The organism is Rhodococcus sp. OK302, from assembly GCF_002245895.1.
In the GTDB taxonomy this organism is placed as follows: domain Bacteria; phylum Actinomycetota; class Actinomycetes; order Mycobacteriales; family Mycobacteriaceae; genus Rhodococcus_F.
On the sequence record NZ_NPJZ01000001.1, the window covers coordinates 4,746,701 to 4,770,657 of the forward strand.

The following is a 23,957-nucleotide window of genomic DNA, read 5'->3' on the forward strand; positions in this document are numbered from 1 at the left end:
CCGAACCGATCAGTCACGGACCAAAATCACCTTGCCGGCAGCCTGCCGATTCATGACGATGTTCAGCGCTTCGGACGCGTCGTCGAACGGCAAGGTCCGAGACACGTGCGGCACCAGCAGCCCCTGCTCGTACCAGTCCAGCAACTGACGCATGTTGCTCGCGTTCTCGGCCGGGTTCCGTTTTGCCCACGCCCCCCACAACACTCCGAGAAGTGAGGCCGAGGAGATGAGTAGGCGGTTCATTCCCACCTTGGGAATGTCGCCACTCGCGTATCCGACGGTCAGGTACCGGCCGCCCCATTGGAGCGCCCTGATTGCAGCTTGCGCCGCGTCGCCGCCGACCGGGTCGTAGACGACGTCGACGCGTTCGCGTGTCTTCAGTTCGGATGCCAGGTCGCACTCTGCGTAATTGATCAGTGTCGACGCACCGTGCTCTTCGCACAGTGCCAACTTCTCGGCAGTCGACGCCGCGGCAATCACCTCGGCTCCCAATGCTCGACCGATCTCGACAGCAGTGAGCCCGACACCTCCAGCCGCACCGAGCACCAGAAGTCGTTCTCCGGCAGCAAGTCCCGCTCGGTCGACGAGGCCGTGGTAGGAGGTTCCGTACGTCACGGAGAATCCTGCAGCGTCAGGGTAGGACATCGCCTCAGGAATCGCGAAGACTTGTGACGCGGGTACCGAGACCTGCTCGGCGTAACCGCCGATTCCACAGAACGCCAGGACACGAGTCCCCACGTTCAAACCTTCGACACCGTCTCCGACTGTCCGAATCACGCCCGCCACTTCGGATCCCGGAGTGAAGGGCAGGGGCGGCTTGGTCTGGTAGTTTCCGGCGACCATCAGTCCGTCCGGAAAGTTGATGCCGCAGGCCCGCACATCCACGATCACAGTTCCCGGTGCCGCAACCGGGTCCGGCACATCGGTGAACCGGAGGACATCCGGCTCACCGAGCGTGTGGCACTGGTGCGCCTTCACACCGACACCACACCGGGAGCGGTGACGAAGGATGCCCACACCCGCACCGCGACGCCGCCCGTCTGGCGGGCGCACTCGAGTTCCACGTCGATCTTGCTCTCGGTGTTGTCCTGATATTCCTTGACGACCTTGGCGGTACACGTCAGGACATCTCCGGGCCACACTTGCTCGAGGAATCGAATACGGAAGGAACGTACGTTCTCGGCACCGAGCCAGTCCGTCGCATAGGTGCCCAGCACTCCGGCCTGGAACATTCCCACGGAGAACGGACTCTCGAATCCTGCGGCCTTGGCGAAGGTCTCGTCATGATGAATCGGGTTCATATCCCCCGACGCACCTTGGTAGCGAACGAAGTCCGTGCGGGTTACCGGTCCGATGGTCCACGGCAGCGGTGCCGTGATCGCCGTGGGCTGCGCTGTCATGGTCATGATTCCTCCGACGGTGCTCGTCCGGTCTCGACGCCGGTCATCTTCGCCTGCGCCACCAAGGTTCCGTTTTCGTCCACGAAGTCGGTGACCATGACTGCGAAGGTCATTTCGCCGCCTCGTCGACCTTCCTTTGTGAATACGTCGGTGATCCGTGAGCGGGCCTCGAGCTTGGTTCCCGCGCGCGGCGGCGGACCGAAGAAGGTGTATTCCTGTTCAGCATGCAGACCTCGCTGCTGATTCAGTTTCACTGCGCTCCAAGGGTTCTGATCGCCAGACTGCCAGAAGAACGTGGTGGTCAAGAAGGTCGGCGGACTGACCGGGTTTTCCGAGTCGAGGTACTCAGGATTGGTGCTGCGGATCGCGTGGGCGAATTCGCGGACCTTTCCGCGTTCCACGTCGAGCCGGAACGGTGTTCCCGTTACACCCACGGCATCTTTGTTTGCCATAACTCACTCCGAGTTTCTTTGTCGTAGGGTCGCTTATGCGAAGGTCTTCATTTCCGTCGCCAGCTCTTCGAGTGTCCAGCGTGAGTCCTTCACGATGCTCTTGCCGTACGACCAGCCGAGGAACTGCTTGATCTCGCCGCCCTTCGCATAGAAGACCGAGCCGTTGGTGTCGCAGTCGGCGGTGAGCAGGTGAGCGACCACCGGAGACACGTTGCCCGGGTGGTAGACGTCGAAATCGTTCGGATCCGCGGGGACCGCCACCATCTCGGCGATTCCGGGAACCTTCTCTGTCATTCGAGTGCGTGCGACTGGGGTGATGGCATTGACGCGCACTCCGTAGCGGCTGATCTCCTGCGCCAAAATCACAGTGAGCGCGGCAATCCCAGCTTTGGCGGCGCCGTAGTTACTCTGGCCGACTGCGCCGAGAAGCCCCGACGTGGACGAGACGTTCACGATGGATGCTGCCACGGCGTCGCCAACCTTGGAACGGTCACGCCAGTGCGCGCCGAACACGCGGCAGGGAGCAAACGTCGCGCGAAGCTGACCCGCGATCACGGTGTCCCATTCTTCTTCACTCATGTTCACGAACATCCGGTCGCGGAGAACACCCGCATTGTTGACCAGTCCGTGAACTGCGCCGAAGTTCTCTACTGCCAGATCGAGAAGCGCCTGAGCTCCGGCGACTGTGGTGACGTCCGCGTTGCTGGCGATTGCGCTGCCACCGAGAGCTGTGATCTCAGCAGCGACCGCTGCGGCCAGAGCGTCATCCGTTCCCGAGCCGTCGGCAGCGGCGCCCGTGTCGTTGACTACGACGTGCGCGCCTTCCGCGGCAGCAAGGAGCGCGTGTTCGCGGCCGATTCCACGGCCGGCTCCGGTGACGACAACAACACGACCTTCAAGCTGATTCATCCAAGTCCCTTTCGAATACGTGTATCAAACATGTCAGGCAGAGAGTCGAGCGAGAACCGAATTCGCCTCGGCCACAATTCTGTTGATCAATTCGCTGCAACTGGGCACGTCCTCGATCAGCCCGACTACCTGGCCTGTTGCCATGACGCCGACGTCGACGCGGCCGTCCACCAATGCGGACCGGTACAGCATCGGAGCGTTGGCAGCCATCACCACCTGACTCCAGCCGAGTTCGTGACTCTTCTTCATCGCGAGACCCTCACGGATCATGTCGCGCCACGGTGTGCCGGAGAGTTTCTGGAATGCCAGAGCGTTGCGGCCCGCGCGGATCATCCGACCCGGACCCGTTGTGGACTCCAGCTGATCAATGGTCCCCGCACGCAGAACACGTTGCGGCACACCGTCGATCTCGAGTGTGACCACGGTGTCGTTGACCGACTTCGACAGGTACACATCCTTGACTTGCTTCGCAACGGGGGAATCGCTTGTCATCATGAATCGTGTACCCATCGCGATTCCGGCTGCGCCGTAGGAGAGCGCCGAGACCAGACCGCGGCCGTCGAAGTAACCGCCCGCCGCGATCACCGGGATGTCCACGGCATCGACTACCTGAGGCAGAAGCAATGAGGTCGGCACAGCGCCGGTGTGGCCGCCGCCTTCGCCGCCCTGGACGATCACCGCGTCAACGCCCCACGAAGCAACTTTTTCGGCATGCCGTCGAGCCCCGATCGACGGAACCACCACCAGCCCGGCATCTTTCAGTCGTCCGATGAGTGCCTGCTTGGGCGCCAGAGCGAACGACGCAACCTTGACACCGGATCGGATCAGCAGATCGATTCGCTTGTCGATGTCCGCCTGATCTGCTCTCAGGTTTACGCCGAATGGATTATCAGTCTGGGCTTGAACTTCCGCGATCGCCTCAGCGAGTTCTTCGTAGGCCAACATTCCACCGGCAATAATGCCGAGTCCGCCGGCCGCCGCTGTGGCAGCGGTCAGTGTCGAGTTGGAGACGTAGCCCATTCCGGTCTGCACGATCGGATATTTGACCCCGAAGAGGTCGCACGCCCGCGTGTGAAGGGCCTGGTGGTCTGCAGCGAGGTCAGTCATGCCGAAACCTCCTTGTTTCGCAGTCCCTTGGGATCGATGACATCCCGAATGAGCTGTAGCTCTTCGACGCTCGGAAGCCGGGTCTGCGGAACCGACTCGGGAATCTCGAGCTCGAATCCGGTTGCTGCCACCACGTCGTCGACGCTGACCCCCGGATGCACCGACACAAGCCGAAGTCGACCCGAGTCTGCGTAATCCAGTACAGCCAAATTTGTGACAACGTGACGCAGATCGTGATGCTTGGTCGCAGCCGGACCTGCCTTGGTCGCGTTGTCGTTACCGACTCCCGAGACCATGTCTACGCGTGGCACGAACACACGGGTGCTGTGTGCGGGAACCCAGTAGCTGGTGGGGTGGTACACACTGTTTCCCGGCGCACCCCGCACACCCAGAAGCTGCACCTTGGGCGCCGCGTGATCACCGATCGCCGAGATATTGCTGTTGCCGTAGACGTCGAGCTGGGTGGGGATCATCATGATGTGGCGCTTGCCGTTCCACACCAGATTGAAGATCGCGCTGAACGGCATCCACGCTTCGATCTCCCCCTCCGCCGGCCCGCCGACGGCCCAGGTGCCACGAACTCCATGCGCCTCGCCGTCGGAGATCACCAGATCCTGTTCGAAGGTGTGTCGTGCCAACCGAACTCCGATGGCCGGAATGGTTCCGAAGGCACTCGCGATGACCTCACCGTTGCCGCGATACGCTTCGGCGCAGGCAATGACGCACACTTCGGCTCGGGTAGCAGGAGCCACGTTCGCACTCGACTCGCTCATGCCGACACCGCCTGGGAATCGCGCAGCGCGACAGCGCGCTGGTAGTCCGCTTCGCTACCGGAAAGGTACTCGCCGACAAAGGCTTTCCACTGTTGTGGATCGCGGGCGGCGGCCGCATATTCCCGCTGGAAGGATTCGTCGCGTTCGTAGTTCGGCACGCACGAGGTGAAATGTGCGCCCTTCGGTGCCTCGACCACACCGGAGACCAGGAGACGGGCGATCCGCAGCGTCGACGGATGAGCATCGGCCGTCAAGGCCTTGGTGGGCACGATTTCCTCGCACGACACATAGGCATCCTCGGCCGCCATGCAGAACAGATCGTCGAAATACAGGTCAGGGCCCAAGAATTGGGCATTGCCATGCATGTCTGCACGGTTCATGTGCACCAGTGCCGCATCAAGATTCAAGGCGGGCATCGCTGCAAAAACCTCGTCTCCGTACGGGTCGGATACGGTACGCATATCGGGGTTGACCGTCATGACGTCCGATCCCAGTCCAGCTCGGGTCGGCAAGAAGGGCATCCGGATGCCGGCAGCGTACAAACCCCACTGCAGCATTCCCTCGTCGTACTCGGCCACTTCCACCGCTCCGGCCTGACGGACGGCCCGGAAATGCGGATCGAGGGCAATCGAGTCCAACGAAACGAACCCGAAAATCACCTTCTTGACTTTCCCTGCCGCACAGAGCAATCCGACGTCCGGACCACCGTACGACACGATCGTCAGATCCGTGAGGTCTGATCGAAGAATTGCACGCACGAGGGACATCGGCTTGCGCCGTGACCCCCAACCACCGATACCGATCGTCATACCGGACCGCAGTCGACGTACGACATCGTCCTCGGTCATCGTCTTGTCACTCAATGGGTCCACCCTTTCGAATTCGGGGAAACGTTGCTCTGGCGCGCCATCGTCGCGTAGCAAACGTTTGATTCACATCATCATGGTTTCATCTCCGCGTCAACCGCCAACTCCGCGGTGAGCCAGGAATACGCTCGCCTAAGCGCACTCTCCGGCCCTTCCTCCTCAATCGCAGGACCGAGTATCTCCAGCTCAACAGCACCGCGGTAGCCGAGACCGAGCACTTCACGCAACAGTCGATCCATCGGAAGATCTCCATCGCCGGGTACCCACCGGTTGGGAACCGCGAGCGTTCCTACCCGGAAATCGGCTACTTGCACGATCTGCACCCGATCGAGTTCAGCCCGCAAGGTACCGAGTAGATCCGGTTCCTGAAATGCGCAATAGAGGTCGACGACCATTCCGATGTCCAGACGCCGTGCGATTACCGCCGCATCGCGAACTGTATGAACGAAACTCAGATCCGAACGCATCTGCATGGTGTTCTCCAGGGAGAGCCGAACTCCCAACTGTTTGGCCCGCTCGGCCACCGGCGACACATGATCGATCAATCGGTCTGCTGCATCTTCCCAGCTGAGACGTCCGGACGGTCCCGTTGTGAACAGCACCGTCGGTGCTCCCAGACCTGCCGCGCCGACCACTGCTGCGTCGAGTGCCGCAATCTCCCCCTCCCAGGCAGTTCCATCGTCCGGATCGGCTGTGATTCCGTGCGCGATACAACCGACCGCGACGCCGAACTCACGGGCCAGCGATACCGTTTCCGGCCAACCGGTTCGACCCGCTTTGTACGCGGACAGTGCCACGGCGGAAATCCCGAGGCGTCGGCAGAGCGCCAACTCGTCACGCAATGCCCAACTCGCGGTTGTAATCAGACTGACGGAAGGAAATGGGCCTCGCACCAGGTCCATCTGGCGGGATTTGTCGTTGTGATCCATAGTCGCTCCTGCTTTCCTCGATCGACCGTGAAACACACCGTAATCCCAATTTGGAACATTGCGTAGCAAATGCTTGATACGGTGCGAACTGCCTTCAGAATCCATTCCAGGAGTGCACATATGAACGTCGATACCCGCACGAGCGCCTCGGGTTCACAGCGCCGCGAACCCCGCGAATCCGATGCGCCGAAATGGCCGGTTCCCGTGTCGGCGCCCGCAGGCGCGCCGAACGTTCTCGTGATCATGACCGATGACGTCGGTTACGGGGCAAGCAGCACTTTCGGTGGACCGATTCCCACTCCGGCGCTCGACGCACTCGCCGAAACCGGTCTGCGTTACACGCAGTTTCATACAACTGCGATGTGTTCTCCGACCCGCGCGGCACTCATGACCGGTCGCAACCACCACAAGGTCGGTGCGGGGCGTGTCACCGAGATGGCGCTTGCCTACGACGGATACACCAGCATCATCCCCGACAGCGCTGCCACGGTTGCCGAAATGCTGCGGTGCAACGGATATTCCACCGCACAGTTCGGCAAGTACCACAATGTCCCCGTCTACGAGACCGGGCCCGCCGGACCGTTCGACCACTGGCCCACGAACATGGGATTCCAACATTTCTACGGCTATCTCGGTGGCAGCACCGACAATTGGGCACCCGCACTGTACGAAGGGACCAGTCCGGTGGACCCACCTACGGACGATCCCACGTACCACCTCGAAAAAGACCTGGCAGACAAGGCAATTACCTGGATTCGTCGGCAGAAGTCGGCGGCACCGAACAAGCCTGTCTACATCCAGTACAGCAATGCCGCTACTCACGCTCCGCACCATGCACCACGAGAGTGGATCGATCGATTCCGTGGGCAGTTCGATCAGGGCTGGGATGCCATACGCGAGGAAACGATCGCTCGACAGAAGCAACTCGGTGTCATACCCGCAGACACCGAACTGACCGAACGTCCCGAGCAGATCGCATCGTGGGACTCCCTCACCGCCGAGCATCAAAAAGTGGCGGCCCGCATGATGGAGGTCTACGCCGGCGCTCTCGCTTACGCCGACTCCCAGATAGGCCGTGTTCTCGAAGAATTGGAACGCATCGGTGAACTCGACAACACGCTGGTCTTCTACATCCAGGGCGACAACGGAGCCAGTCCCGAAGGTGGAGCCAACGGCTCTCTCAACGAGATGAGTTACGTCAACCGTATGGAAGACAGCATCGAATCCCTCCTCGAACACCTCGACGAACTCGGCGGCCCGCTGCACTACAACCACTTTCCGGCCGGTTGGGCCCACGCGACGGATACCCCGTTCAAATGGTTCAAGATGGTCGCGTCGCATTTCGGGGGCACGCGCAACGGGATGGTGCTCTCGCACACCGCCCGAATCACCGACGCCGGCGGAATCCGCACGCAATTCCACCACGTCATCGACGTCGTTCCCACCATCCTCGATGTCATCGGAATAGAAGCGCCCAAACAGATTCGGGGCGTAGAACAGATGCCGCTGTGCGGAGTGCCGATGGCCTACACCTTCGATGACGCCGCGGCACCGTCGACCCGAACGACACAGTATTTCGAATTGATGGGCAACCTCGCGATCTATTCCGACGGGTGGGTTGCCGCTACTACGCCCCGGGAAATGCCGTGGGAATTCGCCACCGGCGCAGACTCTCTCGACGATGTGAACTGGGAGTTGTACCACGTCGAGAACGACTACAGTCAGTCCGACGATCTGTCGGCGCAGTACCCCGACAAACTCAGCGCGCTGGTCGATCTGTTCTGGGAAGAGGCCGAAGCCAACCAGGTTCTTCCCGTTATCGTCAAAGCGCTCAATCCTGGCCCGCCTAAGCCGAATCCGACTTTCGGCCTGACCACGTTCGTCTACTACGACGGGGTGACGCGAGTGACACCTGGCAGTGCACCCGATGTCACCAACAAGCCGTTCAGCATTACCGCGGACGTAGTGTTGACTTCGAACCACGCAGACGGCATGCTCCTCTCTCAAGGTGGTCGATTCGGTGGCCATGCTCTGTATTTGGCAAACGGTGTCCTCACCTACCACTACAACCTCTTAGGCCGCGAGCGTGGCACGGTCACTTCCGAATTCGCTCTTCCTGCCGGACGGCACCAACTCGTGGCCGTGGTCGACATCGATCCCACGCAGCGCGGCGGATCCGCAGCGGTCACCCTCCTCTGCGATGAGGAGAAGGTCGGATACGGAACCGTGGCGAACACTGCCCCGTTCCGCCTCAACTATATCGAAGGCCTGAGCATCGGACGCGACACCGGAACCCCGGTGTCCGAGCAGTACCAGCTGCCGTTCATCTTCGACGGAGTACTCGACAAAGTGACCGTAGCCCTCGGCTGATCACTCGTACCGCCTGATTAACACCATTTTTCGAACGCGATCGAAGAGAGGCCAACTATGACACAGACCCGGTTCGGCAAGGGAAAGCTCGTCACTGCTCTTGCCGTGGCAGCGCTGTCGTTGTCCGCCTGTGGCGGAGGCGCGAGCGGTACGACGAACAGCGGAAGCGTCGGCGGTGAGGTCGACCCCGCTGCAGTGATACGGATTGCCTCCGCCGGCACGTCCAACAATCTCGACCCCCAGCAACAGATGACCATCGGCGGGTGGAGTCATCTCACTGCACTCTTCGATCGACTCATGACCGTCGACAGCAACGACAAAATTGTTCCCGGACTTGCCAAGTCGTGGGAATTCAGCTCGGACGGCAAGTATCTGGAGCTGAAGCTGCGTGACGACGTCACCTTCAACGACGGAACCCGCTTCGATGCCGAGGCGGTTGCCGCCACCCTGAAACGAGGCAAAACACTCGCAGGCAGTACCTCGGCTGCGGCACTCGCGGGCGTCATCGATATCACTGCACCTGACATGTACACCGCGCGCATCGAACTGGCGCCGGGAGCCGGTGTCGAACTACCCGGAGTATTCACCACTCCGGTAGGCATGATGATCAGTCCCGCCGTGATCGCCGCCGGCACCGATATCCGCAACGACCCGGGACTTGCAGGTTCCGGCGCCTACGTCGTCACCAAATACGTTCCCGGAGAGTCGCTTGTATTGAAGCGGTCCGATCGTCCGTACTGGGACGCGGAGGGCGGACGCCTCGGCGGCATCGACATCACGCTTGTCCCAGACGCGTCGACGCGTCTGAACGCCATCCAGACCGGAGCACTGGATCTCACGTGGGTCAGTTCGGCCAGCGAAGTGGTGCAGGCAAATACGCTTGCCGACCGCGGCGCCTTCGCAATCGACAAGGTTCCGTTCCGAAGCACCCTCGGTGTCTATCTGCGTCCGACGGGTCAGCTGGCCGATCAAGAAGTACGTCAAGCGGTTGCACAGTCGATCAATCCGGATGAGATCAACGCGCTGTTCTCCGGGAACTGCACACCACACAACCAGATGTTCCCGAAGACGAGCTCGGCATTCGATCCCGACTACAAGTATCCGTACGCCTTCGATCCGGAGGCGGCCAAGGCATTGGTCCAGAAGAATGGAAACACCAAGGTCACGCTAACGTTCGGTGCCGGGAGCAACACCGAAAAGCCCACCAACGTCATCCAGTCTGCCCTGTCCACTTCGGGCTTCGATGCCGAGCTCAATCCCGTTCCGCTCAACCAGCTCGAACCACGCTACATTGCCGGTGAATTCGATCAGATGGTCGCCAACTCGTTCACACCCAAAGTCGATCCTGCGGAAACCGTGAACTTCTACTTGGTCAACAACTTCAAGTTCGCTGCCGACGACCCGGAAATCCTGGGCATGATCAAGCAGGCTGCCGATCCGACGATGTCCGAGAACGACCGTGCCGAGCTGTACCACAAGATCTCGGCGAAGACGCTGGAGAAGGCCCTGTGGGTCCCGATCTGCAACCAGACCAACGCCACGCTCTCGAGCAACAAAGTGGTCGGCGCCGACGACGTCCCGTGGGTCAACGTCGGAATCTACGATCTTCGCCATCTTGCGATGACAAAGTAGGCCTACGCATGAACAAGGACCGCACATGACCGATAGATCCACTGCTACCAGAACCACGGCCACGCTCGGTATCGACCGTCTCGCGGTCACCGCCTGGTTCGAGCGCTCAGTCCCGAATGCTCTCGCTCCGTTCAGCTTCGAACAGATAGCCGGGGGCCGGTCAAATCTGACGTACCTGGTCACCGACACCTCGGGTACTCGTTGGGTACTCCGCCGACCCCCGTTGGGAAAGATCGTGGCCACCGCTCACGACGTCGTCCGCGAGGCAGGCATCTTGTCTCGACTCTCAGATACCGGGGTTCCGGTTCCAACGGTCGTCGGTGTCTGTACCGATCTCGAGATCAACGGATCTCCATTTTTCGTCATGGAATTCCTGGACGGAGAAATCCTGCGGGACTCGGACGCGGTGGAGGCTTTCCTCCCTCCCACCGAACGCCGCGCACTTGGCAATTCGCTCGTCGACACTCTCGCGCGCCTGCACTCGTTGGACCCCGCGGCTCACGGTTGGTCGCAGCGCTCGACATCGGGAGGGTATGTCGAACGGCAACTCTCACGCTGGTCCGCCAGTTGGGAAGGAGATCGTGTGCGAGTCCTCGAGGACATCAGTCGCACCCGTGACGCATTGAGTCGCCGGACCCCACCCCAATTACGCTCGAGCGTCGTACACGGTGACTATCGCCTCGACAACGCTCTGATGGGCACACAGGGCCAGGTGCTCGGAGTGCTCGACTGGGAACTGTCGACAGTCGGTGACCCACTGGCGGACCTGGGGCAGTTCTTGATGTACTGGGCGCAACCTGGCGACGAGGTAACCGCGCTCGAGACGCCCCCGACGTTCGCAGCCGGTCTACCCACCCGAGACGAACTGGCTGATCGCTACTTGACCGCCACCGGTATGCCTGGCGACGACTTGGAGTATTACCTGGCATTCAACTGGTGGAAAACGGCCTGCATCGTCGAAGGCGTCTACACCCGCGTATCCCGCGGATCGATGGGTCGCACCGACCGCACCCCCGAATCGTTCGGTGTCCAGGCACAGCGTCTGGCTGCACAGGCCTGGTCGTGCGCACAGAACCTCGCGTGAAACGCAACGGTGCCCTTTTCGCCGGGCGCGCATCAAACCTTTGTTCAACTGTCGTAGAATTCGCGACGCGATCCTTGCACAAACATCGGAGGTAGGCATGGAGTGGTCTGAGCGCCACGACCTGATTCTCGGGCAGGCAGCATCGCTGTTTGCCACCAAGGGAATCGCAGGCACCCCGGTGCGGGATATCGCCGACGGAGTCGGCATCCTCTCCGGCAGCCTTTATCACTACTTCGAATCCAAGGATGCAATCGCGTACATGATCGTGTCGAGGTATCTCGACGATCTGACTGCTCGATACGAAGCGATTACCGACGCCGATCCGCGGGATCGGCTTACCTCGATCGTCCACGCCTCGCTGGCCGCAAGCGTTGCGCACCCGCATGCCTCGGAGATCTATCAGAACAACTCCGAATATCTTCGAAAACTTCCGGGGAACAACACTATTCGATCGGCAGCCCGCACCACCAAGACAACGTGGATGGATGCGATCGCCTCCGGAATCGAAGCCGGACAGCTTCGCGCGGATCTACCCGCAGACGTGATCTACGGATTGATGCGCGACGCGGTCTGGTTGTCGCTGCGGTGGTTCTCCCCCACCAAGAACTATTCGATCGAACAGTTCGGCGATACCTTGATCTCGGTCTTCCTCGAAGGCATCGAACCACAAAAATAGACGACCCCGCACAGTTCACACCACCGTCTACATTCTCCCATGCAGCAAATGTTTGATACGTATCGAGAGGTGCATCATGATCGACAAGAATTACTATGGCCCCTGGGCTGTCATCGCCGGCGGATCTGAAGGTGTGGGCAGTGCATACGCCCGCCAATTAGCCACTGCCGGTATTAATCTCGTACTTCTCGCCCGCAAGAGTGGCCCACTCGAAGAGACCGCATCCGAGGCGCGCGCCCTGGGCGTCGAGGTCACGACACTCGAACTCGACCTACTGGACGACGATGCGCTCGATCACTTGCGAGCGGTCACGGACCCACTCGACGTGGGGCTGCTCGTATTCAACGCCGGCGCAGGATCATATGCCAGCGAATTCGTCAGCAGTGACCTCGCGGCTGTGCAGCGCACTATCGATCTGAACATCAAGAGCCAACTGGCCCTCACCCACCACTTCGGTGGCCGGATGAAAGAACGCGGTAGTGGCGGCATCATCCTGATGGGGTCGATCTCCGGGTACCTCGGAACCGAGCACATCAGTTTCTATGCTGCAGCAAAAGCTTTCGGAAGAATTTTTGCCGAGGGTTTGTGGCTCGAACTGGCTCCGCTCGGTGTTCACGTCCTCGAAGTAATTCCCGGCGCAACACGAACACCGGCGTTGGGCCGTCTGGGATTGAATCTCGACATGCCGGGCTTGGTCCTGGCAGATCCCGAAGACGTAGCCCGCGAAGGCCTCGAGCACCTCGATCAGGGCCCGATCTGGATTACCACCGGCCACTTCGAGACGGCACAGAAGCAAAGCGGCTTCGACCGCAGCGCACTGCTTCTCGAAGCTGCCGAGCGATTCCGAAAGATGTCGTCAGCGACATAAATCCCCTGCAATCCCCGAGAGAATCGAGAAGACCATGGGCAGAAAGCTCAGCAACAAAATTGCTGTTATCACCGGCGCCGGCAGCGGCATCGGACGGGCATCTGCGATACGGTTCGCTGCCGACGGAGCAACCGTCGTGGTCAGCGATATCAACGGCGATTCTGCGACTGCCACAGCTGATCTGATCACCGACGCCGGCGGCAAAGCTACAGCCGTCACGACAGACGTCACCGACGCCGAGGCTGTTTCATCCCTCGTGACCGGTACCGTCGAGAGCTACGGACGGCTCGATATCCTCTACAGCAATGCCGGTGGGCAGCAACCCAAACCCACCCTCGAGGTCACTCCCGCCGCCTTCGCCAATACTGTTGTGCTCAACCTGAATTCCATGTACTACGGAATATCAGCTGCACTGCCATTCATGCTCGAACAGAAATCAGGAGTATTCCTCTCGACGACCTCGGGAGCAGGCATCGGAGCGGTCCCCGGCCTGGCCGCATACGGAGCAGCCAAAGCCGGGATGATCAGCCTCACCCGAAGTATCGCAGTCGAATACGGGGCCTTGGGCATTCGCGCAAACGTGATCTCACCCGGATCAATGGACACCCCCGGTCTACATCGATGGCTCGAAACCCATCCCGACGGTCCCGAAGCCTATGCGGCGCAGATCCCGTCAGGGCGCCTGGGCACTGCCGAGGATATCGCGTCGGTAGCGTCATTTCTGGTGAGCGACGAGTCCGCGTACATCAACGGCACTCTGGTTCCGGTAGACGGAGCCGCCCACTCCAGGCTCAGCATCCCCCGCTTCTGAGTACCCGAATGGATGCATCCAGAGCACCAAATCAATAGGGCTGCAAAGAAATACACTTCTCCCAGTGAACGGGAAGCCGTAGCGACCTCCACGCACACCGCACACTACGGTCATCTCAGAACTTCGCCATCCGGACGCATTCGCGTCACCTCTGGAAGGAACTCTCATGAGATCGAAACGTGAACAGCGTTGGCTGTCTGTGGCGGCCGTCGCGGCTGCAGGAGCGGTGGCCTTGACCGGCTGTGGCAGCCCGAGTGCGGCTGTCGGAGGCGCAGCGGCCGGCACGGGAAGTCAAGGCAGCACCGGCGAAGTAGATACCAACGCCACGATGCGCGTCGGGGCGACTGTCGCGACGTCGCTCGATCCGGTCGCCGCCCCCGAGGCGGTGCGGACCCTGATGTCGACATGGCCCGTCTACGACCGACTTCTCCAAGTCACCGAAGACGGCCAGTATGCCCCGATGCTCGCCACCGAGTGGACCTTCTCGGACAACGGGTCAACGCTGGATCTGAAACTGCGAGAAGGTGTTACGTTCACCGACGGCACACCGTTCAACGGTGACGCCGTCAAGGCCAACATCGACCGGTACCGGGCGGCAACAGGATCTGCCTCCGCAACCGCGACCGCAGCCATCAGTTCGGTAGACGTAGTGGCGCCCAACGAAGTGAAGCTTCGATTGAGCCGCCCCACCACTACCATCCTCAACACCATCGCCATCCCGATCGGTGGCGCGATGATCAGTCCCAAGGCGCTCGGAAACGCTGATCTCGCTACAAAACCGGTTGGCACCGGTGCGTACGTCCTCGAATCATTCGAGCCCGGACAGAAGATCACCTACAAGCGGCGCTCCGACGGGAATATCTGGGATACCAATGCCGGAAAACCCGCAGAAGTACAGATCGGTGCCTACGCGCCCGATGCCAGCAACAACGCCATTCGCACCGGACAGTTGGACGTAGCGCAAGCCGGCGGCGGCACCACGCAACTGCAGAGTGAGATCGACTCGGGCAAGGTGATCGTCCGACGCCAACCGACTGCCTCGACGGTTTCCGGAATGTTCTTGAACAGCACGATTCCCGCGCTGGCCAACATCAAGGTCCGTCAGGCTATCAACACTGCCCTCGATCGGGAGTCTTTGGTGGCGGCGTTCGGCGAAGGCCAGGCAGCACGTGTGCAACCCTTCCCGAGCACTTTGCCCGGGTTCTACGAGGCCGGCGAAAAGTCCTACGCCTACGACGTCGACGCAGCCAAAAAGCTACTCGCAGAGGCCGGCTACCCGAACGGGCTGGACCTCGGCGAGTTCCTGGTAGCCAACAACGGCAGGATGCCGGCCCAGGCTCAGGCCATCCAGGCCGGATTGGCAGAGATCGGCATCCAGATCGGACTGCGCTCGGTCGATATCCTGCAGTTGACCACTGAATACAGCAAGTCCAACGCACCCGGCATGTTCACGTACATGACCTCCGCGTCTCTTGATCCTTCCGCCTGGTTCACCTGGCTCTACACCAGCCCGCTCACCCTTCCCGGTGGCACTCCCGAAGCCATGAAACCGCTCCTTGTCGGCGTCGATGACTCTTCACTCTCGGACACCGAACGCAAGGCGAAAGCTGAAGCCGTGAACAAGTTCTCGGTCGAGAACGCCCTCTATGCACCGCTGATGCAGGGCGTCACGGGAATGCTCATCACCCCGAAGGTCGGCGGAACCGGCACGGGCAATCTTCCTTTCACTCCCTTCGGAGTCAGTGATCTCAGAAACGTGTACATCACCAAGTAGGTAGTTCTGCCGCAAGAATCGAGGCGGGTGTTCGGCGCAAGCCGAACACCCGCCTCGATCACTGGGATCATGCGCGCCAACACCGACGTCGTCGACCGGTGGACACTGCAGTCTTGAGTTCTCACCGGCAAAGAAGGAACCGATCTCGCTGTCACGGTAGGAAACACACCGTTAAGCCTGCCGGTCGTCATCTCCCCACTGGCATGACCGGACTGATCCACTGGCGGAGTGAGTGCGCGACTGTCCGGGCCGCCGAGTGTGTGGGAATGCGCGCCGTCATCTCGACTACCTCGAGCTACACAGTCGAAGAGATAGCGGACGCAACGAGCGAGAACCACTTCTTCCGGCTTTATCCGTGGACAAGCGTCCGTACCGGCGAAAGAAGGTGAACGCAAGCGCGGCATGGGAATTCCGCCCACCCTGACACCCACCAGCATGCTCGACGCAGCACGCCGGCCACGGTAGGCAACGACTCAAAGGCGTCCTCGATCCCGAGGACGCTGCAGCAGCGGTAGAACTGGGGGCCGACGGCATTGTGGTGTCGAACGACGGTGGTCGTCAACTCGACGGCGCATTGTCGGGCATCGAAGCCGTTCCCGCAGTTGTGGACCGGGTCGGTGGCATTGGCGGAGTACCCGTCTACTTGGACAGCGGCATCCGACGCGGCAGCGACGTCTCAGCCGGGTAGTAGGTACCGTCTGCAATTTCGTCGACGGTACCTACTACCCGGCGCTCAGCGCGAGAAGCGTCTCAAACGAGGACTACGACCAGGAATCGCCGAGAGCAGTTCTCGCGTGTACTCGTGCTGGGGGTGATCGAACACCGCGACCGCGTCACCCGTCTCCATGATCCGTCCCCGCTTCATCACCGAAACGTTGTCTGCAATAAGGCGTACCAACCGAAGATCATGTGAGATGAACAGATAGGCCAAGCCTCGCTCGGTTTGAAGGTCTCGAAGCAGGTTGATCACCTGCGCCTGGGTGGACACGTCCAACGCCGCCACCGGTTCATCACACACCATGAAACTCGGATCGGTAATCAATGCCCGTGCGATTGTCACACGCTGCAATTGTCCGCCCGACATTTCGTACGGGTAGCGCTCGAGGTGAGCCGCCGTGAGACCCACTCGCTTGATCATGTCCGTGGCCTTGGCGTATCGCTGGGCGCGAGAGCTTCCGCCCTTGACCAACAGCGGCTCGGTCACCGAATCCTTGATCAGCATACGAGGATTGAGCGAAGTGTACGGATCCTGGAAAATCATGGTGGCATCCGAACGCATCTTCTCGAGCTCACGGCGCCCGAGTGCTGCAATGTCGGTCCCGAGCAGTTCGATCGAACCCGAATCGGGTTCGATGAGGCGAAGCACCAACCGCCCGACTGTCGATTTGCCGGCCCCGCTCTCCCCCACCAACCCCATAGTGGTGCCGGGCGCAATATCGAGGTCCACCGAATCCACAGCTGTGAAGGTAGAACCCTTACGACGCAACAGAGTAGGTCCGTTCCCGTAAGTCTTTGTCAGGCCCCGAACGGACAGTGTTGCCCGGCCCGTCGACACTGCGGGTTCGCTCGATTGCACAGTCATGCGGACACTCCTGGTAAAGCCAGATCGGCAGCTCGGGCACACCGGGTCAGGTGCGCTGCACTCACATTTTCCAGATTCACTGCTCGGCCACACACGGATTCGACTGCGTGCGTGCAGCGCTCTTGGAAACGGCATGACGACGGAAACAGATGCGGCGGCGGAACGGATCCGGGGATGTAACCCAACGGTTCTCCGCGCCCGGAGGGCTCCAGCATCGATTGCAGCAAGGCACTCGTGTACGGGTTCTTCGGCGTATAGAACAAGGGATCCACTGGTGCCGACTCCACAACTTGTCCGGCGTACATGACCGTCACCCGATCACACATCTCGGCAACGACACTCAGATCGTGGGTGATGAGCAGGACTCCCAGGCCCAACTCTCCCTGCAACCTTCGGATCAGTTCGAGAACCTGGCGTTGCACGGTCACGTCCAGAGCCGTGGTCGGTTCGTCTGCAATCAACAGTTCGGGATCACAGGCCAACGCCATTGCAAGCATGACGCGTTGGCACATGCCGCCGCTGAACTCGTGCGGGTACTGATCAATTCGACGAGCCGCATCGGGGATCTCGACAAGCTCGAACAGTTCGATGACTCGCGCCTTCGCCTGCTTGCGTGACCAACCACGGTGCCTACGTATGGATTCAGCCACCTGATCGCCCACCGTGAATGCCGGATTCAAACAACGACGAGGCTCCTGGAAGATCATCGCGGCCTGAACACCGCGGATGTCACTGAGCGCCTTCTCCGACAACCCGGAGATGGTTCGTCCGGACAGTCTCACGTCGCCGCGGCTGATTCGTGCGTTCTCCGGGAGCAGCCCCATGACGGCGAGCGAGGTCAGTGTCTTTCCGGATCCGGATTCACCGACCAGTCCCACGGTCTCGTTACGCCGAACCGTCAGATCAACGCCGTCCACGACCTCGACCCAACCGTGCTCAGTACTGACTTCCACTGTGAGACCGGTGGTCTGCAGAACGACGTCCGAACCGGCGGCCTTGTCGACGACCACCGCCTGATCAAGAGTAGTCACTTGCCTCCCTCCTTGTTCTGTCGTCCCATGGCGTCCCGCAGGCCGTCGCCGAGCAGTGACAGTGCCAAGATCGTCACCGAGATCATGATTGCGGGCGGAAAGAGTAGGTAGCTGCTGGTAGCAAGCGAGGACGCAGCTTCCTTGAGCATCAGACCCCAGGTCGCCTGCGGCGCACGGGCTCCGAGGCCCAAGTACGAGAGACTTGCCTCAGCGACGATGGCTGCCGAAGCAGCAAAGGAAGCCTGGACGAGCAACGGCGCTGATACTGCGGGTAGGACGTGCCTGAAGATGATGCGACCGTGCCCACATCCAGCGGCGCGGGCACTTTCGATGTACAACTCGGAACGAGTGCTCTGGGTGGACGCGCGGACAACTCGGTAGATGGACGGGATGATCAGGATGCCGATGGCCAGCATCGCCGTAGTCAGTCCGGGGCCGAGAATGCCGATGATCACCACTGCCAGGATGAGTGGCGGCAAGGTCATCAGAGCATCGATGACACGACTCGTCACGGCGTCACCGACTCCGCCGAAGTACCCGGCCAACAGACCGAGCGGCACGCCGATCGCCAGCGCGATACCCACTGCTTCGAAAGACGCGAGCAAATCGAGTCGGGTGGCCACGATCAACCGACTGAGGACGTCCCGGCCGAGTTCATCGGTACCCAGCCAGTGCGCCGACGACGGTGGTTCCAGACGATCCGCGATGGACGCCTTGTTCGGGTCTTGCGGGGCAAGCCAATCCGCACATACCGTCACTGCGATCAGGAGCGTGATGACTCCGACGGCAGCCATCGCGACCTTGTCTGCGAGCAGTCTCCGAAGGACTCTGCTGCGCTGGAACCACGACTTCGACTCGACCGGCGCGTCTGTCTGCGAATCCGGCCGATTCACAACAACTTCGAACTTTTCGAGCTCAGGTATCGTCATCGGACTCTCAATCTCGGGTTGAAGTAGCCGTAGGAGGCGTCAACAAGTAGATTCACCGCGGTTACCACCAGTGCAATGAAGAGCACGAGGCCTTGCAAAGTCACCAGATCACCAGTCAGTACCGCGTCTACGCTCACCGACCCGAGTCCGGGGATAGCAAAGAGTTTCTCCACCACTACTGCGCCACCGACCATTTGGGTAACTACCAATCCCAAGACAGTCACTACTGGAACGGCAGCATTCTTAGCCGCGTGTTTTCCGACCACGGTGACGCGCCGGAGTCCTTTCGCCCTCGCGGTTCGGACGTAATCCTCTTCGAGAGCGTCGACCATGGCGCTGCGCACTTGGCGCGTAAGCAATGCTGCAGGAATCAGTGCGAGAGACAACGCAGGCAGGGTCATGTACGTGAGCCAAGGAACCAGTCCGTCCGACAGCGTCGCGTATCCGGTTGCCGGGAACATCTGCGACGATACTGCGAGAAACAAGATGAGTAGAACTCCCGCGACAAACGGCGGGACTGACATCAACAGCGCGGCAACACTATTTGCGAGCCAGTCCACGACCCCTCCCTTGTAGACGGCAGCGAGGGTTCCGAGTGTCAGACCCAGGACAACCGTAAAGATGAGCGAAAGCAGAACCAACGCGGCTGTAATCGGCAAGCGGAACATCAGATCACTCAGGACCGACTGGTGTGTGATCGGCGAAGTCCCGAAATCACCACGCACGGCGTTTCCCAGATATTCGACGTATCTGACTAGCATGGGCCGATCCAGTCCCAACGCGGCTCGCGATTCTGCCAGTTTCTCCGGCGTCGGATTGTCGCCGGCCAGTGCCAGAGCAGGATCGGAAGGCGACAACTCCATCAGGACAAAAACTAGAAATGTCACGATGAGGATCGTCGGTATGGCAAGCAGCACTCGTTGCCTGATAAATCGCACCATCAGCTTCACCATCCTCGAAAACCCGCGCGCACATCGGCAGACGGATCGACACATGAACATTGACCGGAGCTCACGAATGGAATGAAATGTTCTGAAAAATGTTGCATTGCAACTGATTAGACACATTGTGAGTCACCTCGACGTCAGTTGAACGTCGCAGAGGAGATTTCCCGGTAGCCGCAACTGCGGGCAGTGCCGTGAGGATAGAGGCGCCCGCGCGCCGGAGTCACACCATTCTCCCGCTGAACGGGAGAACGAACGCTGACGGAGTACCTCAGGTCAGAGTCGTTCGGTCCCGCGACTCATATCGAGCATCCACGACAACACCCGGCTGCTCTCCGGTGCCGCGTTACCTTCGCGCACAACAGAATCGCCGGGCGCATCGGGGAACAGTGCCTCTGTCGCGCGGCGCGCGGCGGCAAGCAAGACTGGTGCCGAGCGTTCGAAAACCCCAGGCCTGAGGTCACCGGAAAGTGAGAAGCCGGCGTGCACACCGGTTGGCGCCCGCAATGCCGCGGCCACACAACCGATTCCGAAGGCGACTTCCTGACGGTCGAACGCAAGTCCGTTGCGAGCGCGGATTCGAGCAAGCTCAAGATGCAAAGAGCCGCGGTCGACTATCGTCGACGCGGTGCGGGCAGACAGCTTCGCAGGAAGTAGCGTGTCCACCTGCTCAGGCGACCAGAACGACAACACCGATTTTCCCAGAGCGGTGGCATGCGCGGGAATCCGGATACCCACTCGCGTCGGCACTCGCGGAAACGCCTGTCCCCCTACCTTGTCGAGATACACTACGTCGGTTCCGTCCAGGTAGCCGAGATGCGCAACCAAACCGGTCTCGGCGTGCAGCGTATGCAATATCGGTGCAGCGGCGGTTCTCAGTCGGGAATGGTTGACCACCTTGGCACCAAGCTCCTTGGAGCGAGCACCCAGAAGATAGAAGTCGCCCGTGTGTCGAAGCCACCCGTAACCCACCAACTGTTCGAGAATCCGATGGGTGGTCGACCGTGCCAGCCCCGTGCGCTCGGTAACGTCCACGAGGCGCAACATCGACGTGTCGGTATCGAAGACACTCATGATCAGAGTCATTCGCTCGATCATCGACGGAGATCCGGTAGTCATTTTCTCCTCGCCTGCTGGTCAATATCTCTGCTGGTCCGATATCTCACTGTGTTTGTCGCCTCGATCAGATGGCCAGGAACCCAGCGCTCACGTCCAGTCCGGTCGCCCACTGTCCATACACTTCGAGAGGACGCTCCGCACTGTGGACGGTGTACACCCTGGCTGTGCGGGTATCTCGCCACACTCGCTGCCGCGGATCGTCGACGGCGATCGCGCCGTTGCCCGCCGTCGCGAAAATCAGTTCGACTGCTGCGACAACACGCTCGAATGCCAGGACCTGATCTCGGCGACCTCGAACCCACTCGCCCGTTTCGAGTTCTCGATGCTCTTCGGTGGCCGTCGTCGCTACCTCGATACTGCGGTCCAGAAGCAAAGCAGCGGTATCGATGTCGCCGGCCGCACGCGAGATCGACGCATAGCCGTCGCGGTCGGCCGAAGACAGTGGGCCCGTTCTTGTTTCGTGAGCCGCCCGAACACTCTCGATGTGATGCCTCAACGCGCTCTGTGCTGCACCGATGATCGGCTCCGTCAGTGCATGCACATACAAAACGGATTGTGGGAATCTGTAGAGAAGTTCGTGACGACTACTGACCTGCGCGCGCTCGGCCGTTCCGAACACTCGATGCTGCGGAACAGAAGCTCCGGCAACAACGAGGTCGTTCATCTCCGCCCCACGCAACCCGAGGGCATCGGTGCCCGCCTCAATCCGATAGTCCTGGGCATTCACCAATACGAGGACGAAGTCGACGGGCGCGCCGGACTGATCCGATAACACAGCCCCAACGATTGCCCACTCCGATCGGCGGCTTCCCACGACGTACTTCCATCGGCCTCGCAGAACGAGTCCTCGGCCGGTCGACGTCAGAGTGCCGCCGGGGGTGAGCGAGCCACACAACCTGGCACGGTGATCGCTCGGACCGCCCCACACGTCGGCTTGCGCCTCATCCGGGAACAGCGCCAACTGCCAAGCGGCAATCCCGAAGGAGGCAGTAACCCAGCCCGCTGATGTGCAAGACGTTGCCAGTTCACGCACCGTCCGTAGGAATACGGACGGTTCAGCCTGCGATCCACCGAATCGATTCGGGATACACAGCGCAAATGCCCCCGCTTCACTTAAAGCGTCCACAGTGTCCTCATGCAAGCGCCTCCGGCGATCCGCTTCGGCCGCACACACGGCGATCTCGGGAAGCAAGGAAGCAATTGCTTCGGCAAGGGAATCACTGACACTCTCCACGCTCCAATTATGACCGGCACCACAATGCCCAATTCACACGGTCCAGTGAGCGGGAGTCGTGAACAGTGCCACCGGCCCACAATGCACTGGGACTCCCGAAGTCGACCCGCACCATAATCCGACCGAAAAGACACAGGCCAGACGCCATGTTCCGCCTACCGGGAGATGACCTTCCCCGCATCTGCACTTCAAGATTCTATGAGGTGGATCACATGGAAACGACTGAGCGCTCGACGCAACATCGACGCGGTACGGAGGAAACATGACGCTCGACACCGCCCCCACCAACATCACCGACACCGACACCGACACCGACGAAGCGATCCGCTTGATCGAGGCTGCACCCGCACCGTCTCGCTTCGCCCGCGGGTGGCATTGCCTCGGCCTGAGCGAGACGTTCCGAGACGGCAAGCCACACCAGATTGAAGCATTCGGAACGAGCCTTGTTGTCTTCGCCGACAGCAAGGGCGCCATCAAAGTGCTGGATGCCTACTGCCGACACATGGGTGGCAACTTGGCACTCGGAGAAGTAAAGGGTGACTCGATCGCATGTCCTTTCCACGACTGGCGCTGGGGTGGCAACGGGAAATGCACCGACATTCCCTACGCACGACGCGTACCTCCGCTCGCTCGCACTCGCGCCTGGACCACTCTCGAACGCAACTGCCAACTTTTTGTCTGGCACGACCCGGAGGGCTCCACGCCCACCGACGAGGTCACCATCCCTCAGATCGAGGGGGTCGGCACTGACGAGTGGACTGACTGGACGTGGAACGCACAGATCATCAAGGGCTCTCACTGCCGCGAGATTATCGACAATGTTGTAGACATGGCGCACTTCTTCTATGTCCACAAGTCATTCCCTCGATTCTTCAAGAACGTTTTCGAGGGTCACATCGCGACGCAGTACCAGGAGTCGACGCCCCGCCTCGACGTCGAAGCGTCCTACAACGATCCGAACCAGCATTTGCGCTCGGATGCGTCCTACTTCGGCCCGTCGTACATGGTCGACAAACTCTGGATCAACGCCAATGGCGCAGAGGTCGAGACGGCGCTGATCAACTGCCACTATCCGATCGACGAGAATTCATTTGTCCTGATGTACGGCGTCTCGATGAAGAAGCTGCCGGGCATGACCGACGAAGAGTCCGCCGCGATGGCGGTCCAGTTCGTCACGGGCGTCGAGAGCGGTTTCCTACAGGATGTCGAGATCTGGAAGAACAAGGCTCCCATCGACAATCCCCTGCTCTGCGAAGAAGACGGACCTGTTTATCAGCTGCGACGCTGGTATCAGCAGTTCTACGTCGACGTCGCGGATATCACCCCGGACATGACTCGCCGTTTCGAATTCGAAATCGATACGACTCGCGCCATCACAGCTTGGGAACAGGAAGTTGCCGAGATCATTGCTCGCCGCGAATCCGAATTGCAGGACACCGAATCTTGAGTGGCGAAACGTATCTGGGG

24 protein-coding genes are annotated in these 23,957 nt (G+C 60.6%); 10 read left to right on the top strand and 14 right to left on the bottom strand.

Annotated elements, in window-relative coordinates; translation table 11 throughout:
• Window positions 1-9 precede the first annotated feature (9 nt).
• The 8 genes from BDB13_RS21730 to BDB13_RS21765 form a co-directional block, all read right to left on the bottom strand.
• The gene (locus BDB13_RS21730) at window positions 10-978 is read right to left on the bottom strand and encodes an NADPH:quinone oxidoreductase family protein (protein ID WP_094273651.1); all 969 of its coding nucleotides are present in this window, start codon (window positions 976-978) and stop codon (window positions 10-12) included.
• Entirely contained in the window at window positions 975-1,406 is a 432-nt protein-coding gene (locus tag BDB13_RS21735) for a MaoC/PaaZ C-terminal domain-containing protein (RefSeq protein ID WP_254922913.1), read from the bottom strand. Before BDB13_RS21735 ends, BDB13_RS21730 begins: the two co-directional genes overlap by 4 nt.
• On the bottom strand, window positions 1,403-1,852 hold the full coding sequence (locus BDB13_RS21740; protein WP_094273652.1) for an FAS1-like dehydratase domain-containing protein: 450 nt from the start codon (window positions 1,850-1,852) through the stop codon (window positions 1,403-1,405). Before BDB13_RS21740 ends, BDB13_RS21735 begins: the two co-directional genes overlap by 4 nt.
• A 33-nt stretch (window positions 1,853-1,885) precedes the next feature.
• The gene (locus BDB13_RS21745) at window positions 1,886-2,761 is read right to left on the bottom strand and encodes an SDR family NAD(P)-dependent oxidoreductase (RefSeq protein ID WP_094273653.1); all 876 of its coding nucleotides are present in this window, start codon (window positions 2,759-2,761) and stop codon (window positions 1,886-1,888) included.
• A 33-nt stretch (window positions 2,762-2,794) separates the two neighbouring features.
• A complete protein-coding gene (locus BDB13_RS21750; protein ID WP_094273654.1) occupies window positions 2,795-3,868 on the bottom strand; it encodes an NAD(P)H-dependent flavin oxidoreductase in 1,074 nt (357 codons plus the stop codon).
• Window positions 3,865-4,620 carry a CoA-transferase subunit beta gene (locus BDB13_RS21755; RefSeq protein ID WP_094275094.1) on the bottom strand — a complete coding sequence of 252 codons (756 nt, stop codon included), beginning with the start codon at window positions 4,618-4,620 and terminating at the stop codon, window positions 3,865-3,867. Before BDB13_RS21755 ends, BDB13_RS21750 begins: the two co-directional genes overlap by 4 nt.
• A 17-nt stretch (window positions 4,621-4,637) precedes the next feature.
• Window positions 4,638-5,504 carry a CoA transferase subunit A gene (locus BDB13_RS21760; protein WP_094275095.1) on the bottom strand — a complete coding sequence of 289 codons (867 nt, stop codon included), beginning with the start codon at window positions 5,502-5,504 and terminating at the stop codon, window positions 4,638-4,640.
• Window positions 5,505-5,581: 77 nt separating this feature from the next.
• Window positions 5,582-6,436, bottom strand: a complete 855-nt coding sequence (locus BDB13_RS21765) for a sugar phosphate isomerase/epimerase family protein (protein WP_176459647.1) — start codon at window positions 6,434-6,436, stop codon at window positions 5,582-5,584.
• Window positions 6,437-6,556: 120 nt separating this feature from the next.
• Between BDB13_RS21765 and BDB13_RS21770 the strand changes: the two genes are divergently transcribed.
• The 9 genes from BDB13_RS21770 to BDB13_RS21810 all read left to right on the top strand — a co-directional run bounded on the left by BDB13_RS21770 (window position 6,557) and on the right by BDB13_RS21810 (window position 16,339).
• Complete coding sequence (locus BDB13_RS21770) at window positions 6,557-8,806, top strand: arylsulfatase (protein WP_176459648.1); 2,250 nt, start codon at window positions 6,557-6,559, stop codon at window positions 8,804-8,806.
• Between the two features lie 57 nt (window positions 8,807-8,863).
• Window positions 8,864-10,438, top strand: a complete 1,575-nt coding sequence (locus BDB13_RS21775; RefSeq protein WP_094273657.1) for an ABC transporter substrate-binding protein — start codon at window positions 8,864-8,866, stop codon at window positions 10,436-10,438.
• 25 nt (window positions 10,439-10,463) lie between these two features.
• A complete protein-coding gene (locus tag BDB13_RS21780) occupies window positions 10,464-11,522 on the top strand; it encodes a phosphotransferase family protein (protein ID WP_094273658.1) in 1,059 nt (352 codons plus the stop codon).
• A gap of 97 nt (window positions 11,523-11,619) precedes the next feature.
• A complete protein-coding gene (locus BDB13_RS21785; protein ID WP_094273659.1) occupies window positions 11,620-12,198 on the top strand; it encodes a TetR/AcrR family transcriptional regulator in 579 nt (192 codons plus the stop codon).
• A gap of 76 nt (window positions 12,199-12,274) precedes the next feature.
• A complete protein-coding gene (locus BDB13_RS21790) occupies window positions 12,275-13,066 on the top strand; it encodes an SDR family NAD(P)-dependent oxidoreductase (RefSeq protein ID WP_094273660.1) in 792 nt (263 codons plus the stop codon).
• A 34-nt stretch (window positions 13,067-13,100) separates the two neighbouring features.
• Window positions 13,101-13,877, top strand: a complete 777-nt coding sequence (locus BDB13_RS21795) for an SDR family NAD(P)-dependent oxidoreductase (RefSeq protein WP_094273661.1) — start codon at window positions 13,101-13,103, stop codon at window positions 13,875-13,877.
• A gap of 166 nt (window positions 13,878-14,043) precedes the next feature.
• Window positions 14,044-15,651 carry an ABC transporter substrate-binding protein gene (locus BDB13_RS21800; RefSeq protein WP_094273662.1) on the top strand — a complete coding sequence of 536 codons (1,608 nt, stop codon included), beginning with the start codon at window positions 14,044-14,046 and terminating at the stop codon, window positions 15,649-15,651.
• Window positions 15,652-15,749: 98 nt separating this feature from the next.
• Window positions 15,750-16,040, top strand: coding sequence for an alpha-hydroxy-acid oxidizing protein (locus BDB13_RS33630; RefSeq protein ID WP_369597458.1), 291 nt, complete (start codon window positions 15,750-15,752; stop codon window positions 16,038-16,040).
• A 128-nt stretch (window positions 16,041-16,168) separates the two neighbouring features.
• Complete coding sequence (locus BDB13_RS21810; protein ID WP_441347243.1) at window positions 16,169-16,339, top strand: alpha-hydroxy-acid oxidizing protein; 171 nt, start codon at window positions 16,169-16,171, stop codon at window positions 16,337-16,339.
• Window positions 16,340-16,384: 45 nt separating this feature from the next.
• Here the strand turns inward: BDB13_RS21810 and BDB13_RS21815 are convergent, their stop codons facing one another.
• The 6 genes from BDB13_RS21815 to BDB13_RS21840 form a co-directional block, all read right to left on the bottom strand.
• Window positions 16,385-17,233 carry an ATP-binding cassette domain-containing protein gene (locus BDB13_RS21815; protein WP_094273664.1) on the bottom strand — a complete coding sequence of 283 codons (849 nt, stop codon included), beginning with the start codon at window positions 17,231-17,233 and terminating at the stop codon, window positions 16,385-16,387.
• Window positions 17,230-18,264, bottom strand: a complete 1,035-nt coding sequence (locus BDB13_RS21820) for an ABC transporter ATP-binding protein (protein ID WP_254922914.1) — start codon at window positions 18,262-18,264, stop codon at window positions 17,230-17,232. Before BDB13_RS21820 ends, BDB13_RS21815 begins: the two co-directional genes overlap by 4 nt.
• On the bottom strand, window positions 18,261-19,193 hold the full coding sequence (locus BDB13_RS21825) for an ABC transporter permease (protein ID WP_094273665.1): 933 nt from the start codon (window positions 19,191-19,193) through the stop codon (window positions 18,261-18,263). Before BDB13_RS21825 ends, BDB13_RS21820 begins: the two co-directional genes overlap by 4 nt.
• Window positions 19,190-20,134, bottom strand: coding sequence for an ABC transporter permease (locus tag BDB13_RS21830; protein ID WP_176459649.1), 945 nt, complete (start codon window positions 20,132-20,134; stop codon window positions 19,190-19,192). The genes BDB13_RS21825 and BDB13_RS21830 overlap by 4 nt, the downstream gene beginning before the upstream one ends.
• Window positions 20,135-20,413: 279 nt before the next feature.
• Entirely contained in the window at window positions 20,414-21,256 is an 843-nt protein-coding gene (locus tag BDB13_RS21835; RefSeq protein WP_094273667.1) for an IclR family transcriptional regulator, read from the bottom strand.
• Window positions 21,257-21,320: 64 nt separating this feature from the next.
• The gene (locus tag BDB13_RS21840; protein ID WP_094273668.1) at window positions 21,321-22,490 is read right to left on the bottom strand and encodes an acyl-CoA dehydrogenase family protein; all 1,170 of its coding nucleotides are present in this window, start codon (window positions 22,488-22,490) and stop codon (window positions 21,321-21,323) included.
• A 262-nt stretch (window positions 22,491-22,752) separates the two neighbouring features.
• On the opposite strand from BDB13_RS21840, the gene BDB13_RS21845 reads away from it, so the two are divergent.
• Window positions 22,753-23,937: a Rieske 2Fe-2S domain-containing protein gene (locus tag BDB13_RS21845; protein ID WP_094273669.1), complete on the top strand. Its 1,185-nt coding sequence runs from the start codon at window positions 22,753-22,755 to the stop codon at window positions 23,935-23,937.
• The last annotated feature ends 20 nt before the right edge of the window (window positions 23,938-23,957 follow it).